The organism is Microbacter margulisiae (genome assembly GCF_014192515.1).
Lineage (GTDB): Bacteria > Bacteroidota > Bacteroidia > Bacteroidales > Paludibacteraceae > Microbacter > Microbacter margulisiae.
Genome location: NZ_JACHYB010000001.1, coordinates 620,581 through 637,954 on the forward strand (window position 1 = coordinate 620,581; position 17,374 = coordinate 637,954).

A 17,374-nucleotide genomic window follows, 5' to 3' on the forward strand; every position below is an offset into this window, starting at 1 on the left:
AAATCTATTCGTATGCACACGTTATTGTTTCTCAGTTCCGAGCATATCATCATTATCGCGTTGGTAGTGCTTTTATTGTTTGGCGGCAAAAAGATTCCCGAACTCATGCATGGCCTTGGCAAAGGGGTCAAAAGTTTTAAAGACGGCATGAATGAAGTGGGAGAGGAGATGAAAAAAGAGGTCAAACAAGACGACAAAGAAGCCGATAAAAAGTAAGAGATTCATCGTCAGGCATTCCTTTCCTAAAGCACAAGAGTTCGTTATTGCACCCTGCAGTGATGAACTTTTTTTATGTTTTATCCTAAAGTGTTACGTTAGGTGGTAAAAATTGAGTAATGTCTTTGTTGTAGAACAGCAGGTCGCGTACTACTGTGGATGAAATAAACGAATAGGCAGGGTTGGTATTGAGAATGACTGTTTCGATACCGATCAGTTGACGGTTGGCGTCGGCAATAGTGCGTTCATATTCAAAATCACTTACGGAACGAACCCCACGCAGGATAAATGAAGCTTCTTCCTGTTTGGCAAAGTTGACTGTCAAGTCATCGTATGATTTAATTTTCACGCGCGGTTCATTGGCAAATGCCTGCCGAATCATTTCCAGCCGCTTTTCAATCGTAAAGAATGTCTTTTTGGTTTGATTGATCCCTACGCCGATAACGATTTCGTCGAACAGATCCAATCCTCGCAGCACAATATCGTAATGGCCTATGGTGAACGGATCGAAAGTCCCGGGAAAGATGGCTCGTTTCATACAAATGATGTTTGTCAATTAAAAAACCTTGAAATGCACTCAGGGCTCTCCGGACATGCATTTCAAGGTTGATGATTTTAATTATAGTTTTGCTTTAATTGCTTTTGTAGCTTCTTCGTAGCCTGGTTTTTCGAGCAAAGCAAACATGTTTTTCTTATAGTCTTCTACACCGGGTTGGTCAAACGGATTGATTCCTAATATGTATCCGCTGATGCCACATGCTTTTTCAAAGAAATAGATCATTTGTCCCAGATAGAGTTCTTTAAGTTCCGGAAGTTCCAGTTTCAGGTTAGGAACACCTCCGTCCACGTGAGCGATCATAGTTCCGAGTTCAGCCATTTTGTTTACTTCGTCCACACGTTTTCCGGCCAGATAATTCAAACCGTCAAGGTTGGCCTCATCTGAAGGAACACGCACTTCGTGGTTAGACTGCTGAACAGACACTACGGTTTCAAAGATAGTGCGTTCACCCTGTTGAATCCATTGCCCCATGGAATGGAGGTCGGTTGTAAAGTCAACAGCAGCCGGGAAAATACCTTTGTTTTCTTTTCCTTCACTTTCGCCGTAGAGCTGTTTCCACCATTCGTTGAAATAGTGTAGTTTTGGATGGAAGTTGACCAGTATTTCAGTCTTTTTTCCACTTTGATAGAGCGCATTGCGAACAGCAGCATAGAGTGCAGCAGGATTTTGATCGAACGGAATCTCTGGCCCGCAGAGATTTTCGAAATGCATGGCTCCTGCAATGAGATCGCGGATGCTAAACCCGGCAACGGCAATAGGCAATAAACCTACCGGTGTCAATACGGAATAGCGGCCTCCGACGCTATCTTCAATAACAAAGGTTTTGTATCCTTCCTGAGTGGCTAAAGTGCGTAATGCTCCTCTGGCTTTGTCGGTAACAGCTACAATTAATTGTTGGGCAGAAGCTTTACCCTGCTGAGCTTCCAGTTGCTCTCTCAGTAGTCGGAATGCTAACGCTGGTTCTGTGGTGGTTCCTGATTTGGAGATAGAGATAATTCCGAATTTTTTATTTTTCAGGAATGACTGGAGTTCGAACAGGTAATCTTCGCAGATGTTGTGTCCTGCATAAACGATTAGTGGATTTTTACGGGTTGCCTGCATTGCATCGAAGCTGCAGGACAGCGCGTCTATTACTGCTTTTGCTCCCAGATAGCTTCCTCCGATACCGATGACTACAACAACTTCACAATTGTCGCGCAATGTCTTGGCTGTTGCTTCCAATTCTTCAATTTCAGCTTCGCTAATGGAAGAAGGCAGATGCAACCATCCGAGAAAATCATTTCCAAGACCTATTCCTTCGTGCAGAAGAGAATTGGCATCATTGGCTCTTTTTTCGTAACTGTCGAGAACGTCTTTCGAAACAAAATTACTTGTTTTGTCAATGTTCAGTTTAATAGTTTTCATACGTTTATTTTTATTGTGCTGATTTTGTGTTTGTCAATAATAATGATCAGTGCATCAGTTTGGTCAGTGCCCTGATTTGCAATACAGGCGATGCCCGGTTGTACAGAATGTTGTATACCGCCTCCATAATAGGCATCTGTACATGAAAGCTTTCATTGATTTCTTTAATGCATTTCACTCCGTAATATCCTTCGGCGATCATTTCCATTTCAATTTGTGCTGTTTTTACAGAATATCCTTTCCCGATCATATTACCGAAAGTACGGTTGCGGCTGAATTTGGAATAACCGGTTACAAGCAAGTCTCCCAGATATGCCGATTCATCAATGCTACGGGGGAGGGGATGAATTGCACTACTAAACCGTTGCATTTCCTGAATGGCATTTGACATCAATACAGCTTGAAAGTTATCTCCATATTTTAGTCCGTGGCATACTCCTGCCGCAATAGCATATACATTTTTAAGTACACTGGCGTATTCAATTCCTGTAACGTCTTCCGTTGTGCTTGTTCGTATATAATGATTAGAAAATACTTGTGTCAGCGCTTTTGCTTTTTCCCTGTCTGCACAAGCAATTGTTAAATAGGATAATTTTTCGAGCGCGACTTCTTCAGCATGACAAGGACCTGCAAGTACAGCAAGGTTTTCCCGCGAAACATTATAGAACTGCTGGAAATAATCGGTGATAATGAGATTTTCTTCAGGCACAATACCTTTAATGGCAGAAATGATTATTTTGTCTTTCAGTGGAACCCTCAGCTTTTTCAAATGTTGTTTGAGAAATGGGGACGGTGTTGCAAAAATGATGGTATCAACCTGTTTTACCAGATCGTTGATCTTGTTGGTGAAAAAAATACGTTCTGTATCGAATTTCAGTCCTGTAAGGTAAGATGGATTTTTACTGACACGTTTGAATTCATCAATCTGATCCTGACGGCGCATATACCAGTAAATGGTCTCCTGTGTACTCAGTAGAATTTTGGCTATGGCAGTCGCCCAGCTTCCTCCTCCAATAACACCAATTTTTGTCGGCTTGTATGCCATGGTTGTTTTGGATTCCTCTGTAGTTTTTTGCATGATTAATTCCGTTTTGTGGATTGTAACCATTGATTCACTTCGTCGAGTGTCGGATTTTGGAGCCCCAGTTTATTCTTTTTATTGTATCCGCAAAGATCCTGATGAAACTTGTTTGGATTCAATCCCTTTATAGCATCGACAGTTATCAGGTTCATGCCGTAAAATACACTGACCCATTCTTCAGGAATTCCAAGAGCTGTGTAGGCTTCTTTTGAATCTCTCCGTTGTATTTTTTCAGGACGCATTTGCGGGAAAAGCAATACTTCCTGAATGGTCTGCTGGTTTGTCATGATCATGACCAAACGATCCATGCCGATCCCCATCCCCGAAGTTGGGGGCATGCCATACTCCAGTGCACGCAGGAAATCCTGATCGATAAACATGGCTTCATCATCTCCTTTTTCGCTAAGCCTTAATTGCTCTTCGAAACGGGCACGCTGATCAATCGGATCATTCAATTCGGAATAAGCATTTGCCAGCTCTTTCCCATTTACCATTAACTCGAAGCGCTCCGTCAATTCGGGATTATTACGGTGGCGCTTGCACAGAGGTGACATTTCAATGGGATAATCGGTAATGAAAGTCGGTTGGATGTATTTACTTTCGCATTTTTCGCCGAAAATTTCATCAATTAGTTTTCCTTTACCCATAGTGTCGTCAATTTCAATATGCAGGGTTTTACATACATCACGCAGTTGTTCTTCTGCCATTCCATTAATATCAATGCCGGTATGTTCCCTGATGGCATCAATCATGGTAATGCGTTTGAAAGGACGCTTGAAGCTGATTATATTGTCTCCGACAGGAATTTCAGTAGTGCCATTTACTGTCAGGCATATATGTTCGAGCATAGCTTCCGTGAAATCCATCATCCAGTTGTAATCTTTGTAGGAGACATAGATTTCCATTGCTGTAAATTCCGGATTATGCGTTCTATCCATTCCTTCGTTGCGAAAATTACGCGAGAATTCGTAAACCCCTTCAAATCCACCAACAATGAGTCGTTTCAAATATAATTCATTAGCTACCCGTAGATATAACGGGATATCCAAAGCATTATGATGTGTGATGAAAGGACGTGCGGCAGCTCCTCCCGGGATAGGTTGCAAAACAGGCGTATCTACTTCGACGTATCCTCTTTCGTTGAAAAAATTTCGCATCGAATTGAACACTTGGGTGCGTTTTAAAAAGATGGATTTTATGCCGTCGTTTACCATCAGGTCAACATAACGTTGGCGGTAGCGCTGTTCGGGATCTTCAAACGCATCGTAAGCTACCCCATCTTTATACTTGACGATGGGCAGTGGACGCAAAGATTTACTAAGGACGGTTAGTTCCTGCGCATGCACCGAAATTTCGCCCATTTGAGTGCGGAAAACAAAACCTTTGATGCCAATGAAATCCCCAATATCCAATAATTTTTTAAAGACTACATTATATAATGTTTTTTCTTCGTCATAGCTTATATCATCACGCGTAATATAGACCTGAATACGCCCGGCAGAGTCTTGTAGTTCAACGAAAGACGCCTTTCCCATAATACGCCGGCTCATCATTCTTCCGGCAATGGTAACCTGACGCAATGGCGTTACATCATCACTAAATTCTGCTTTAATTGAATTGGAGAGGGCATTTACCGGGAAAGCATCAGCAGGATATGGATTGATATTCAAAGCTCGTAATTGTGCTAAACTATCCCGTCGTAAAAGCTCTTGTTCACTTAATTCCATAGTTTTTCTTTTCAAACGTATTAAGTTGCAAAGATATGCCTTTTTGGCGAAAGGGGGAGCGCTTACCCCTGAAAATGTATGATTCGCTTTCTATAATCCAGCTTTTCTCAACTGTTTTTAATTCAGAATGGTTGCAATAGAGGAATAAATTGCAGCTATTTTCGCAAAATGAGGTAAAGAGTCTTCAAAATGAGCCTATCTTTGCATAAAAATGGGTGTCAGCTAATAATTGAAGGAAAATCATATGTTTCTTATATGTCAATTTGTTGCAGATACTTTTTGAAAATCATCAATAAATTATATGGAATTCAGAAAACTAACTATCGAAGAAGAAAATATCATTGTTCATAAAGCTACGGAGCATCCATATTCCGGGTCTCTTTTATACAACAAGAAAAAAGGGCTATATCTTTGCAAGCGATGCCAGACCCCTTTGTTCCGTTCTGACGATAAATTCAACTCGCATTGCGGGTGGCCGAGCTTTGATGATGAAATAGAGGGTGCTGTCCGCCGGCAACCTGATGCGGATGGTAGTCGTACCGAAATAGTGTGTGCGGCTTGTGGTGCACATCTTGGGCATGTTTTTGAAGGTGAAATGATGACTCCTAAAAATGTTCGTCATTGTGTTAATTCATTATCTTTAGAATTTCAACCTGACGAATCGGAAAAGTTGCAAACGGCGTGGTTTGCTTCCGGCTGTTTTTGGGGTACAGAATATCATTTTAATAAGGCAAACGGCGTGGTGGAAACTACCGTTGGTTTCATGGGAGGACATGTAGAGCATCCTACTTATTCACAGGTATGCACAGGTACTACAGGCCATTTGGAAACCACGGAAGTTATGTTTGATCCTTTGCAGACAAGCTATGAGGAGTTGGTAAAGCTCTTTTTTGAGACACATGACTTCACGCAAACTGATGGGCAAGGGCCGGATATCGGTTCTCAATATCTTTCTGCTATTTTTTATGCAGATGACGCACAAAAAGCGATTGCTGAAAAGTATATCCGCATTTTAAATGACAAGGGATATAAGGTAGCCACAGCGTTACGCCCTGCTGAGACATTTTGGCCGGCGGAAGATTATCATCAGGATTATTATGACCACAAAGGCACAACGCCCTATTGTCATATTTATCGTGCCATCTTCTGATTTTACTCGCAATAAATGTTTTGAGACTATTCTAACGTTTAATATATTATGGCAGATCTAACATCATTGGTTCGAAAGAACATTTTAGCATTGAAGCCCTATTCGTGTGCACGCGATGAGTTTCATGGCGAAGCTTCGGCTTTTCTCGATGCCAACGAAAATCCGTTTAATAATCCTTATAACCGATATCCTGATCCTTTGCAATGGAAACTGAAAGAATCAATTACGGCGAAAAAGAAGGTTCCTTCAACACATGTTTTTTTGGGAAATGGAAGCGATGAAGCTATTGATTTGGTTTTTCGTGTCTTTTGTGAACCGGCACAGGACAATGTGGTAGCCATTGCTCCAACTTATGGGATGTATGAAGTCAGTGCTGATATTAATCAGATAGAATACCGCAAAGTACATTTAAATGACGATTTTACATTGAATGCCAAAAAATTACTTGCGGCTACGGATGATCACACAAAAGTGATTTTTCTTTGTTCCCCAAACAATCCAAGTGGCAATTTACTGGATCGTCATGAAGTATTGCATGTGCTGGAAAATTTTGGAGGGATTGTGGTCATTGATGAAGCTTATATTGATTTCTCCCCCGAAACAAGCTGGATTGAACAGCTTCGGCATTTTCCTAATCTTATTGTATTGCAAACTTTTTCGAAAGCCTGGGGATTAGCAGGAGTACGCCTGGGGATGGCTTTTGCTTCGCCTGAAATTATCCTTTTGTTTAATAAGGTGAAGTATCCCTACAATGTAAATATTTTGACACAGGATCTGGTATTGGAACACTTGCAGTTTGAATCGCGTAAACGCGCCTGGGTTGAATTGTTGCTCAAAGAACGCGAACGCTTGATCAGTGATTTACTCAAAATTGCATATGTGAAAACAATTTATCCATCGTCTGCGAATTTTGTTTTGGTTAAAGTGCATGATGCCAATGCTGTTTATAGCTACTTAGTCGAAAAGAGCATTGTAGTGCGCAATCGCACCAATGTGATTTTGTGCGAAGGTTGTTTGCGCATCACTGTTGGATCTCCTGATGAAAATAATTTGTTAATCAAGGTTTTGAAAACGTACAATGAAAGCTTGTAGTTTCATTTGATTCAGAATATCAGGAATCAAAAGCTGATTCATTCTGTTTTTTACCGGCAAGAGTTGTTAGAGTGATAAAAAATAGTACCTTTGTAACGCTTTTTGTTAAACGTAAGGAAAGTTGCCAGAGTGGTCGAACGGGGCAGACTCGAAATCTGTTGTACCCTTCGGGGTACCGGGGGTTCGAATCCCTCACTTTCCGCAATTACAATTTCAAAAAATGCTTATAGCTCGTAAAATCAATGATTTACGAGCTTTTTTGTTTTTCGGGAATAGTCAAAATATTCAATTTTCATCAATCTTTAGGAGATCCATTCGGGTACCCAAAGATTTACAAGTTCCGGGTAACCGATTTATTCAAAAATTATTCATAATCAAGTAGTTCAATCATTGAACATCTTGTATGAGAGTTAAAGAACAACTATTTTTGAACATTCTAAAAGGTTACCACTAATGAATGCCAAGCTTTCCATTCTCTTTTATGCAAAGAGAGCAAAAACAACAACAGAAGGATTAATCCCCATTTATCTAAGAGTTACAGTTGATGGCGAGCGTATCGAACTGTCAACCAAACGTTACACCCATCCCGACAAATGGTCTGTCGAAGGCAACCGTATGAAAGGCACTACGGCAGAAGCCAAAGCCGTTAATGCTTATCTTGACACCCTAAAGGCCAAAGTATATGATTATCAGCAACAACTTATCCGAGAAGATGAGGAGGTGAATGCAGAAAACATGCGTAACAAGATATTAATTATAACCCGTAGCGCATTTGTGATTTGAACTGGGAAAAATTTGTCGACGCTTAAGTGACATAGAGCTAATCACAATAGATGTGACAGCGGAATCTTTATATGTTGCTTTTGACCATTCACTGTTTAGAATTATTCCTGAAGCGCTCAGGTCAAAGATTGAACGTGGAGTTGATATCGTCATAGGCAAAAACTGTTTTATTATTGGCAGTATCTTGTGCTCTATAAGAGTTAAGCGTTATTTGATTTCATATTGTGGCGTTGAATTAAATTCTGAACTGATAATCCAGTTTTTTATGGCTTTCTTATATGTAAATTGATTTCCATTATGAAGTTTTATTAGTTGATTCTGATTAAGATATCGATTCCTAATGATTTTAAATTCAGATCTACGATTCTCTTGTTGTTGTGCTTCGGTAGGCGGAATGCCATTTTTTTCTTTGAAAATTAAATGATGTTTGCCATATCCTTTAGAAATGAATTGTTGATGACTAATTCCATGCATAATTAAATAATTAGCAACTGCATTGGCCCGCTGTTTGGATAAAGCATTATTATATGCATTAGATCCACGGGAATCACAATAAGAATAAATTTCAACTTTTACGGGATATTTTTTTAATATTGTTACGAGCGAATCTAATGTTAATTTGGCATCTGAACGAATATCCCATTTATTGAAATTGTAGAAGATCTTTCCAATATGAGCCTGAAAAGGTCTCAAAAATAAAGGGTGGGGAATAACAACGGTGCTATCTTTAATTGTTGAATCAATTTTTAATGCTAGGCAATCACTTAAATAATGGGGGGCAAATACTTTTATGTTTCCGTTGAATGGCATTTTGAATGAGCTTTTAAAAACGCCATAACTATTTGTTTTTGCTATTTGTATTAAATGGTTTAATTGATTATAAATAAAAACGGTTGCACTCGGGAAGGGTAGAGAGGTCTGGAAATTTTTCACAATTCCTGTTATGCTTATTGAATGATCAATAGGTATCAGCTGAAAATTAATATTAAATACAGATGATGAAGCCGTAGAAACAGTTTGCATAACATTTCGTTTGCTGATATCAAAAAAGCGTAGCGTATCAGTTGGATTGAATCCAACAGCCTGGGCTTCTGACGTGAGAATAATAGGCATATCTAAGCCATTAATTGGACAATCTTTTAAAGAATAAATCCCAGATGAATCGGCTTGTACAAAGGATAATACCTTAAGCGTAGTCGGGTCAATTAATGTAACAAAAATATTGGTGTGATGATTTTGTGTGAAATGAACTAAACTCATATTTTTTACTGATACTTTTCCATTAATAGAAATACAAGATGCATTTGTCCATGTTGAAGCGTGCAGAGATATTCCCCAAAACCATGAATTGATAGTTCGGACATTCCCAAAATCATTGGCTTGAATGTCATCTAAATCATTTTGTTGCACTGCCGGTGCTGGAATGAATTGCATTGGATTTCCATTCCCGTTCCATGCATGTGAAGGAGTAATAGATCCATACATACTGTTATCAATACCGGGTCCTGTGAGATTATCCTGATCATTTTTTAAATCAGATCCAACAGATGTAAGTTGGCTATCGTCCCAGTATATGCGAATGTGATTGGTTTTAGCAGGAGCTACACAGTCAATATTAACCCCCCCCTTATTAATTTCAGCATCATAGATAGGTAAATTACCTCTACCGATGTTGTCCACAACAACTAATTCAATTTTTGAGTTTTCAGGAAAAATTTTTCCGTGATTGTCTCGCCCATCCCAAAGATAGGTATTTAATCCTTTCTTGCAGTTTGGAATCTCAATAATTCTATTTGATAATGAATCTGCTGGTGTGTGTTGGATTACCAGACGGCAATCAGATGGTTGTTGCAAAATGAAACGAATCAGATAGGGACCTGGATAACAACCAATAACACCTGGATTTCCGAAAGAAGGAGTTTTGGGTGGTTTGGCAAAAGAATACACAGTTGAATCAGGTAGGTTTAAAAAAATTGGGAATCCATTATTAAATGTTGGAGATATTTTGTCGTTACGTGAGATTCTATCTTCCAGCCAATTTCCTTTGTCGACCACTCCATATGCTGTCATTGCTACATTAAAATCAATTGGTTCAAATCCTTGTTCAAATGTGATGCGATAGACTACTCCGTCTGAAGTCATTGCATAAAATGTTGGTGATGCATCTGCTGTGATAGTGTTGCCAAATGTACGTGGGTCTATTGCTACAAGACCCCATTTTGCTGAATGTACTCTTCCATTAAATTTTTTACCAGTAGAAGTGGCTACAGTAAGATCAAAATACGGAGAATATATCCATTCGTTTTTTGATGTTGAAGAACGTCCTCCATCATTACTTATGTAAAACTCAATCCAATATTCACCATTCATTTTTGGTTTGAATACCAAAGGCCTATACCCTTTTGACATAGATCTATTGATGTCTGGCCCTTCTATCGCCTGATTGTATGAATCAATATGACCAATGCCATTAGAAGGCAAAAGAATAGGCCTTTGAGCTAGTGTTCCGTCAGGAGCATAAATGAGCATATATACGTTTTTTGCTTTTCCAGGGCTTTTCCTATAAAATTTATAATGAAGAGTGGAGTCTTTGATATAGCTGGCGGCAACTAATCCGCTGCCATATTTTTGCCAATTAAACCCATAAAAAAAGCGTTCTGTGTTGTAATCTTTAATATGAAAATAGATTCTGTTACTTACTGGGCAATGTAAATAAGATCCATTATTTCGAGAAGGTAATATAGCTAAACCTGTACACATATCAGCGTTTGGCGAAACAGATTTTGTCCCTTCGCAATAACCAGATTGCATGCAATAAAACAAGAAGAGCATCCCCCAAGAAACTTTAAATATTTGCATTAGAAAAAGGTGTTTTATGGTATAGTTGCTTGGATCATAAGTTAGTTGTTTCATAATACATTGAATTATATTTTGTATTCTTTGAGTTGAAATTAAAAGATCCCCCATTTTGCAATACGCTATCTGAATTTTTCTATCAAATAAAAAGGATCTCTTAGTAAAACTACAAATTTATACATTATTCATAGCGTAGCAAGGTTTTGATTTAGTTAAACCGAAAGCCTTTCAATAATAAAAAAACAAAAATATTTTTTTTCGTGCAACGTTTTCTCCTAACGTTCATCTTATAAATAAATTGTATGAACATAAGATGGTGAATGAAAAGTTTATTATTGCTCTTTGTTTTATTGGGATTTTTAGAATCTTGTAGTCAGGAAGATAGCTTATCATACAATGAATGTGTGGTAAGTTTGGCTACTGTTGAACAGGTAGTTTCTTCTAAAGATTTTCTACTTAAATTGGATAATGACACTGTTTTATATCCTGTTGATAATGTTGTAAATACATTTGAGCCAGTTAAATTGGGACGTGTCTTGATTAACTATACAATTTTAGGGAAGAATCAGGCTAATGGTGATTATAATTATGCCATACGGTTGAATGATGCAACTAATGTTGTAACTAAAGAAATTACGCGTTTTTCTGATGTATTGCAGGATAGTTTGGGGAATGACCCGGTTAACGTGTCTGATTGTTGGATTGGAAGCCATTTTTTGAATATAGCTTATTCTTATTATGGAGCAAACGCAAATCATTTTATTAGCTTGGTTCAGATCCCTTCCATCGTTGCTGGACAAGACGCCGACATTAATTTAGAGTTAAGGCATAATGCTTACGGAGATAATTCAAAGAATCTGTATCATAATGTGATTTCTTTCGATCTCAGATCTTTGCAATTAATTAATACTTTGCCGGTGAAATTAATGCTTAAAGTGAAAAATCTTAAAGGAGCCGATACTGTCTACTCATTAGTTTATAAATAAAGATGGTTTGAATGCAACCTATTAAATCTACACATAACTTTTTAGATGGTCAGTCTTTGTGAAAAGGCACGCATTCATTATTTTTTTGGTTTTTGGTTAGATGGGAGTCCGGTCCACTGTGAAGTGGCCGGATTTTTTTGTGTGAGCTTTAAACTTTTACTATCTTTGACCCCGATTTACAATTGTCGGGCTCTATCTTGAAAACAACATTGAAAGCAACCACTCAATTTCATAAAGATGCTGCAAAAATTGCTTTTAATGAGCGGCACCGCAAAACGTTACAGTTTAATATCTCACGATATGATCTAGCAGTAGAACGAGGTTATAAAAGATATGAAAACCTCTCTCTGGCTAAAGATCGTGCAGCTTATATTAAACGTTTTATGTTGGCTCACTGGGATGAATATTTGCTGCAATTTGAAACAAATATAACCCAAAGAGGAGCAAAGGTACTTTGGGCCATGAATGCACAAGAAGTTGTTTTATATGTAAATCAGATTTTGACAGAGCATCAGGCAAAGTTGTTGGTGAAAAGCAAATCAATGACAACAGAAGAAGTCTCTTTGAATGAAGTAGTGCAAAAACTTGGATGTGAATCTGTGGAAACAGATTTAGGAGAATTTATAGTGCAGGTGGCAGGAGAACGTCCCTATCATATTGTTACTCCGGCAATGCATAAATCGAAAGAAGATATTGCTGCACTTTTTCATGATAAATTTGAGACTCCGATTGATAGTTCACCGGAAGAGCTTACAGCATACGTTCGTGCTTTGTTACGTAAAAAATTCATTGCAGCAGATGTTGGAGTAACGGGTGCTAATTTTTTAATTGCAGATATAGGTGCTGTTGCAGTGACTGAAAACGAAGGAAATGCTTTGATGAGCACTTCTTTTCCGAAATTGCATATTGTGATAGCAGGTATTGAAAAGATAATACCGGAAATGAGGCAATTGGGTCTGTTTCAACCTTTACTGGCAACATTAGGGACTGGTCAACAGGTGACCGCATATAATACTATTTTTGCGGGACCACGCCAACAAGGCGAAATAGATGGCCCTGAAGAAATGGTTGTCATCCTGTTAGATAATGGACGTACAGCGGTATATGAAGATGATGAAGTAGCTGAAGTGCTTTCTTGTATCCGATGTGGGGCTTGTTTAAATGCTTGTCCTGTTTATAAAACGATTGGAGGATATACTTATAATGCAACATATAGCGGGCCTATCGGATCTGTGATTACTCCTTTTTTTAAGGGAATGAAAGAAATGGGGCATTTAAGTTTTGCCTGTAGTTTGTGCGAGAAATGTGCAGAAGTTTGTCCGGTTCGGATTCCATTGCCAAAATTACTTCTTGTTAATCGCCGCAAAGTGGTCGAAGGAACTACGCGTCCTTTAGTTGAAAAGATTAGCATGAAGGCATTTGGATTGATCACAGGAAAACGTTTCTGGTTTGACCTTTTGCCTGCGAATATAAAAAATATTGGTGCTGCTCCTTTGAATTTTACATTATGGGGACCGCGCCGTAAGATGCCTGTTTTTCACCGATCATTTACAAAACAATGGAATGATCGCTAATATAACATATACGTTTGATTACGACTAAATTTCTTTTTTATGTTAAACTCAAAACAACTGAACGCTCTTCCTCTTCTTATTATTATTGCGTTAATCGTGGGTGCTTGTAATAGTCAATCCGGTAACTGGCAAAAATTGAATCAACAATTTCTAGATAATAATAAGACCCAAGCAAATGTCGTGACTACCTCGACTGGATTACAATATAAAGTCATTACAAGAGGCGTAGGATTAAAACCCAATGCTGGAAGCTATGTCCAATTACTTTACACAGGGAAACTTATCGATGGTACTGTTTTTGACACAACGGTAAATGATACTACATTAGTCAATAGCCCTCGGTCTATGTATGTTTCGAGTTTGGTGTCTGGATTTCAGGAAGCCTTGTTGAAAATGAATACCGGCTCTACTTTTGAAATTTATATTCCTCAATCGTTAGGCTATGGATCTACAGCAATGGGGAATATTCCTGCATATTCTACCCTTATTTTTGATGTGCAACTGGTTGGTTTCCAGTGACATGTTATTTATTAATAGTAATATTTTGATTACTATTTAATTTTTTAACTCATGCGTGTTTCTTCCTGAATTTTGCATGAGTTTTGTTTATCCATCATAAGTGATTCATAGTTTTGACTGTATATTATTGATGGAATTTATTCTGTATAGGCAAAAACGATTTTAAATGCTTCTATTCATGAATAAGATGCTCCTTTTTTTTACTTCTCGTCATTATCGCTTATTTTCTGCATTACTTTTGCTTGCTTTGTCGTTGGAAAATATTCAGGCTGAATCGCATGCATTATCTGTTTTTTTAAAAACGCCGGAATTATCATGCGCAAATGTAGGCGTTCTTGTGAAAGAGATAAAGAACAATAAGATTATAGCTGATTATCAATCTAATAAAGTATTACTCCCGGGATCAAATTTAAAATTGATTACTACTGCTACTGCGTTAAATTTGCTGGGGCCGGATTTTAAATTTCAAACGCCACTGCAATATGACGGCAATATTGATCGAGACGGCATTTTACATGGCAATATTTATATTGTGGGGACAGGGGATCCGACTATTGGTTCTGAAAAATTTGATGACATAAACTTTATTGACCAGTGGGTAAATGCTGTGAAAAATATTGGTATTAAAGCTATTGAAGGTCGTATTGTTGCTGATGTCTCTGCTTTTGATCGAGAAGTAATTCCTCCCAACTGGGTTTGGGAAGATATGGGTAATTATTATGCAGCAGGCGATTATGGCTTATCTTTAGATGATAATATGTGTCGTTTAACGTTTCGTACAGGAAGTGTGGGCTCTACTCCTGTCATTGTCTCAGTGGCTCCCGAGTTTCATCCTATTATTTTTCATAATTATCTGAAGGCTTCTTCCGTGAATGCCGACGACAGCTATTTGCATGGTGCTCCTTTTAGCTACCAAAGAACTATAACCGGAACTATACCTGCCAATCGTGCCTCATTTGTTGTTAAAGGAGATTTGCCAAATCCTCCTTTAGCATTAGCAACTTATTTTACGTGGGAATTAACTCGAAAAGGGATTGCAGTGAAAGGTACGCCTACAGATACTCTTCCTGATTTACTTAGCTCAAGGCATACGTTTTATGTTCATTATTCACCTGATCTGAATACTATTATTGATAAAACGAATATTGAAAGTAATAATTTATTTGCTGAACATATTTTTAAGCGATTGGCTTTGATCGATTACCCGGTTGCTACCCGCGAGGAGGCAACGCATATGGTAAAACAGTTTTGGAGTAATCATCAGTTTGATACAACTTCTTTGTTTATGGAAGATGGGTGCGGTTTATCTCCATTTGATGGTGTTACTCCTTCTTTTTTGGTACATTTGTTGATTTATATGAGGACTGAGAATCCTTATGGAAATCAGTTACTGAATTCTCTACCTGTTGCCGGAGTAAATGGAACATTGCGTAACTTTTTAGCTAATACTCCTTTAGAAGGTAAAGTACGTGCGAAAAGTGGTTCTATTATGCGGGTATTATGTTATTCGGGTTATTTGCAACACAATAATAAAGACTATGTCTTTTCGATTATGACAAATAATTTCTGCGGATCTTCGTTGAATGTGCGCAAAGCAATTGAAAAGTTTTTGCTTTCCATTCATTGAAAAAATATCTTCGTATTTATTTCACAGGAATCTGATGGTCTTTAGCCGGAGGCATGTATCCTTGGCATGCATATACCGCAAACCTTCGTCTGATATTTCCGTTATGATCTTTCAATAGAATTGAATCCAGTGGTTGCACTTTTTTGAAATATTTCAAAAGGTATGGTTCGACATTTCCTTTAAGCGATTTGTTGTGTTGATTAAACGACGAAGTAATGTATAGCCCGTTGTGGCTGGATAAAGCATTTAATGCTGTATCGTTCAACGCAAACTGATATGCATCTTGTGCAATCAGATTTCCGGCATACACATGCGTTGGTAGATAAAAATTGAGCTCAGCCGCTGTTTTATATGAATCATCAGAAAATACAAAATAATTGGGATGACTGTGTTGCAATGTTTTGACTTTTCCTGCAAGTTGTTTCCATCCCCACCACGTATCGTCTGAATTAATCGGAACGACCATATATCCAATTTCAATAATTGCCAGAAGATGAATGAATAGAGAAATCCAAATTTGCCAACGAATTGATTTCCATGTTTTGAAATATACTACAGCTATGATGGCTGCGGAAAGAAATGCTGGCATCATCCAGTTTATTTTTACCCAGTAAAAAAGGGAAACAGCTGTAAAAAAGAAGATAACAGGAAGTGAAAACGAGGCGGCAAAAAGCTGTTTGTCATCTATTGGAGAGCGTGTGAAATATTTTTTCAGTAGATAATAGCCTGCTTTAAAAATAACCAGATAGAACACAGGTAAGACTAAAAACAATTGGGATCCGAAACTCCCCAAAAACAATATAGGTTGAAAATGAAATGAATCAATACTTGAAGCCCGTTGTGTGGACTGATATTTGAATGAGATGAAATGATTGTTTATGTTCCAGATCGCTACTGGTGATACGGCTAAACAACAGAAAACAACAAACAATAAGAATTGCCAGGAAATTAATTTGCGACGATGTGTAGGAGATAACAGCAGGAAAAGAACCATTCCGGCAGGAAGGAAGAGTCCTGTATATTTGCTGTCAAATGTTAGTCCTACAACAATACCTGCGAGTATCCAATCAATAATCCGATGATGCATAACAGCACGATACATTAACAATAAGCTTATTGCCCAAAACAACAACAACGGAACATCAGGCGTACTATTAATGCAAAGCACTGTCATCAAAGGTGTTGTTGCTATTAAAATAAAAGCTTTACGTAAGGTTTCTCCTTCTAATATTTCCTTTAGAAACAAATAAAAAACATATAAAGTCAAAGATGTTATCAGAAAATCTGCCAAATGAAGTGAAAGCGCACTGTGCCCCAATATAATGCTGAAAAATCTCAACATATAAGCGATCATAGGAGGATGATCAAAATAGGAGAGAGCTATGTGATCGCTATAATAAAAATAATATGCATCTTGAGGCATCAAGCCCATCATCGATGCCAGCAATATCCGTAAGGCAGTAAATACTAAAATAACGCCGAAAATTTCTTTCTTCTTCATCTTGACAGAGAGGTCTTGTTAGTGTTATATCTCGGACAAAGATACTCAAAGTTTTGTTGTGATTAATCCTTGTTGTACCATAAAACATGCCTCCGTAAAAAGGCATACGGAGGCATTTGGGGGTGTCTAATTAAAAAACTGTCCGTTTTTCGTCCCCATTGTCTTTTGCCATAGTAAGAAACATATTGATCTACTAAGAGGAAAGTCCACTACAAACAAAGATAGTCTATGTCATATCTTTTGTTTATACTGACCTTTGAATATTGTCTGTATTGCTATCTATTAATGGCTTAATAGAT

Annotated in this window: 14 protein-coding genes and 1 tRNA gene; 9 read left to right on the forward strand and 6 right to left on the reverse strand. The window is 38.0% G+C overall.

The genetic code is table 11. From position 1 onward, the window contains the following. Positions 1 to 12 precede the first annotated feature (12 nt). On the forward strand, positions 13 to 216 hold the full coding sequence (locus tag FHX64_RS02645; protein WP_183412296.1) for a Sec-independent protein translocase subunit TatA/TatB: 204 nt from the start codon (positions 13 to 15) through the stop codon (positions 214 to 216). Positions 217 to 301: 85 nt separating this feature from the next. Here the strand turns inward: FHX64_RS02645 and coaD are convergent, their stop codons facing one another. From coaD to lysS, 4 genes are all read right to left on the reverse strand, one after another. Continuing rightward, positions 302 to 754: a pantetheine-phosphate adenylyltransferase gene (coaD, locus tag FHX64_RS02650; RefSeq protein WP_183412297.1), complete on the reverse strand. Its 453-nt coding sequence runs from the start codon at positions 752 to 754 to the stop codon at positions 302 to 304. An 81-nt stretch (positions 755 to 835) separates the two neighbouring features. Continuing rightward, a complete protein-coding gene (locus tag FHX64_RS02655) occupies positions 836 to 2,179 on the reverse strand; it encodes a glucose-6-phosphate isomerase (protein ID WP_183412298.1) in 1,344 nt (447 codons plus the stop codon). 46 nt (positions 2,180 to 2,225) lie between these two features. Then, a complete protein-coding gene (locus tag FHX64_RS02660; RefSeq protein ID WP_183413503.1) occupies positions 2,226 to 3,224 on the reverse strand; it encodes an NAD(P)H-dependent glycerol-3-phosphate dehydrogenase in 999 nt (332 codons plus the stop codon). A gap of 35 nt (positions 3,225 to 3,259) precedes the next feature. Then, positions 3,260 to 4,987, reverse strand: coding sequence for a lysine--tRNA ligase (gene lysS, locus FHX64_RS02665; RefSeq protein ID WP_183412299.1), 1,728 nt, complete (start codon positions 4,985 to 4,987; stop codon positions 3,260 to 3,262). A gap of 301 nt (positions 4,988 to 5,288) precedes the next feature. On the opposite strand from lysS, the gene FHX64_RS02670 reads away from it, so the two are divergent. The 4 genes from FHX64_RS02670 (at position 5,289) to FHX64_RS02685 (ending at position 8,012) form a co-directional block, all read left to right on the forward strand. Beyond that, on the forward strand, positions 5,289 to 6,137 hold the full coding sequence (locus tag FHX64_RS02670; protein WP_183412300.1) for a bifunctional methionine sulfoxide reductase B/A protein: 849 nt from the start codon (positions 5,289 to 5,291) through the stop codon (positions 6,135 to 6,137). Between the two features lie 48 nt (positions 6,138 to 6,185). Then, on the forward strand, positions 6,186 to 7,229 hold the full coding sequence (hisC, locus tag FHX64_RS02675) for a histidinol-phosphate transaminase (protein ID WP_183412301.1): 1,044 nt from the start codon (positions 6,186 to 6,188) through the stop codon (positions 7,227 to 7,229). A 115-nt stretch (positions 7,230 to 7,344) separates the two neighbouring features. Continuing rightward, a tRNA-Ser gene (locus tag FHX64_RS02680) sits at positions 7,345 to 7,431 on the forward strand. Between the two features lie 251 nt (positions 7,432 to 7,682). After that, positions 7,683 to 8,012: an Arm DNA-binding domain-containing protein gene (locus FHX64_RS02685; protein ID WP_183412302.1), complete on the forward strand. Its 330-nt coding sequence runs from the start codon at positions 7,683 to 7,685 to the stop codon at positions 8,010 to 8,012. 207 nt (positions 8,013 to 8,219) lie between these two features. On the opposite strand, the gene FHX64_RS02690 is transcribed toward FHX64_RS02685, so the two are convergent. Continuing rightward, entirely contained in the window at positions 8,220 to 10,925 is a 2,706-nt protein-coding gene (locus FHX64_RS02690) for an OmpA family protein (protein ID WP_183412303.1), read from the reverse strand. A gap of 263 nt (positions 10,926 to 11,188) precedes the next feature. On the opposite strand from FHX64_RS02690, the gene FHX64_RS02695 reads away from it, so the two are divergent. The 4 genes from FHX64_RS02695 (at position 11,189) to dacB (ending at position 15,574) form a co-directional block, all read left to right on the forward strand. After that, positions 11,189 to 11,854, forward strand: a complete 666-nt coding sequence (locus tag FHX64_RS02695) for a NigD1/NigD2 family lipoprotein (RefSeq protein ID WP_183412304.1) — start codon at positions 11,189 to 11,191, stop codon at positions 11,852 to 11,854. Positions 11,855 to 12,051: 197 nt separating this feature from the next. After that, positions 12,052 to 13,428, forward strand: a complete 1,377-nt coding sequence (locus tag FHX64_RS02700) for a LutB/LldF family L-lactate oxidation iron-sulfur protein (RefSeq protein ID WP_221202128.1) — start codon at positions 12,052 to 12,054, stop codon at positions 13,426 to 13,428. A 39-nt stretch (positions 13,429 to 13,467) separates the two neighbouring features. After that, positions 13,468 to 13,947: a BamJ family beta-barrel-assembly machinery protein gene (gene bamJ / locus FHX64_RS02705; protein ID WP_183412305.1), complete on the forward strand. Its 480-nt coding sequence runs from the start codon at positions 13,468 to 13,470 to the stop codon at positions 13,945 to 13,947. Between the two features lie 178 nt (positions 13,948 to 14,125). Then, complete coding sequence (gene dacB, locus FHX64_RS02710) at positions 14,126 to 15,574, forward strand: D-alanyl-D-alanine carboxypeptidase/D-alanyl-D-alanine endopeptidase (protein WP_183412306.1); 1,449 nt, start codon at positions 14,126 to 14,128, stop codon at positions 15,572 to 15,574. 16 nt (positions 15,575 to 15,590) lie between these two features. Here the strand turns inward: dacB and FHX64_RS02715 are convergent, their stop codons facing one another. Further along, positions 15,591 to 17,075, reverse strand: coding sequence for a glycosyltransferase family 39 protein (locus FHX64_RS02715; protein ID WP_183412307.1), 1,485 nt, complete (start codon positions 17,073 to 17,075; stop codon positions 15,591 to 15,593). Positions 17,076 to 17,374 lie beyond the last annotated feature (299 nt).

Excerpts from the sequence above, each read along its gene's own strand:
- lysS (WP_183412299.1), bottom strand. The coding sequence starts at position 4,987 with ATGGAATTAAGTGAACAAGAGCTTTTACGACGGGATAGTTTAGCACAA.
- FHX64_RS02645 (WP_183412296.1), top strand. The coding sequence starts at position 13 with ATGCACACGTTATTGTTTCTCAGTTCCGAGCATATCATCATTATCGCG.
- FHX64_RS02670 (WP_183412300.1), top strand. The coding sequence starts at position 5,289 with ATGGAATTCAGAAAACTAACTATCGAAGAAGAAAATATCATTGTTCAT.
- FHX64_RS02655 (WP_183412298.1), bottom strand. The coding sequence starts at position 2,179 with ATGAAAACTATTAAACTGAACATTGACAAAACAAGTAATTTTGTTTCG.
- FHX64_RS02685 (WP_183412302.1), top strand. The coding sequence starts at position 7,683 with ATGAATGCCAAGCTTTCCATTCTCTTTTATGCAAAGAGAGCAAAAACA.
- bamJ (WP_183412305.1), top strand. The coding sequence starts at position 13,468 with ATGTTAAACTCAAAACAACTGAACGCTCTTCCTCTTCTTATTATTATT.
- coaD (WP_183412297.1), bottom strand. The coding sequence starts at position 754 with ATGAAACGAGCCATCTTTCCCGGGACTTTCGATCCGTTCACCATAGGC.
- FHX64_RS02660 (WP_183413503.1), bottom strand. The coding sequence starts at position 3,224 with ATGGCATACAAGCCGACAAAAATTGGTGTTATTGGAGGAGGAAGCTGG.
- FHX64_RS02715 (WP_183412307.1), bottom strand. The coding sequence starts at position 17,075 with ATGAAGAAGAAAGAAATTTTCGGCGTTATTTTAGTATTTACTGCCTTA.
- dacB (WP_183412306.1), top strand. The coding sequence starts at position 14,126 with ATGAATAAGATGCTCCTTTTTTTTACTTCTCGTCATTATCGCTTATTT.
- hisC (WP_183412301.1), top strand. The coding sequence starts at position 6,186 with ATGGCAGATCTAACATCATTGGTTCGAAAGAACATTTTAGCATTGAAG.
- FHX64_RS02690 (WP_183412303.1), bottom strand. The coding sequence starts at position 10,925 with ATGAAACAACTAACTTATGATCCAAGCAACTATACCATAAAACACCTT.
- FHX64_RS02695 (WP_183412304.1), top strand. The coding sequence starts at position 11,189 with ATGAAAAGTTTATTATTGCTCTTTGTTTTATTGGGATTTTTAGAATCT.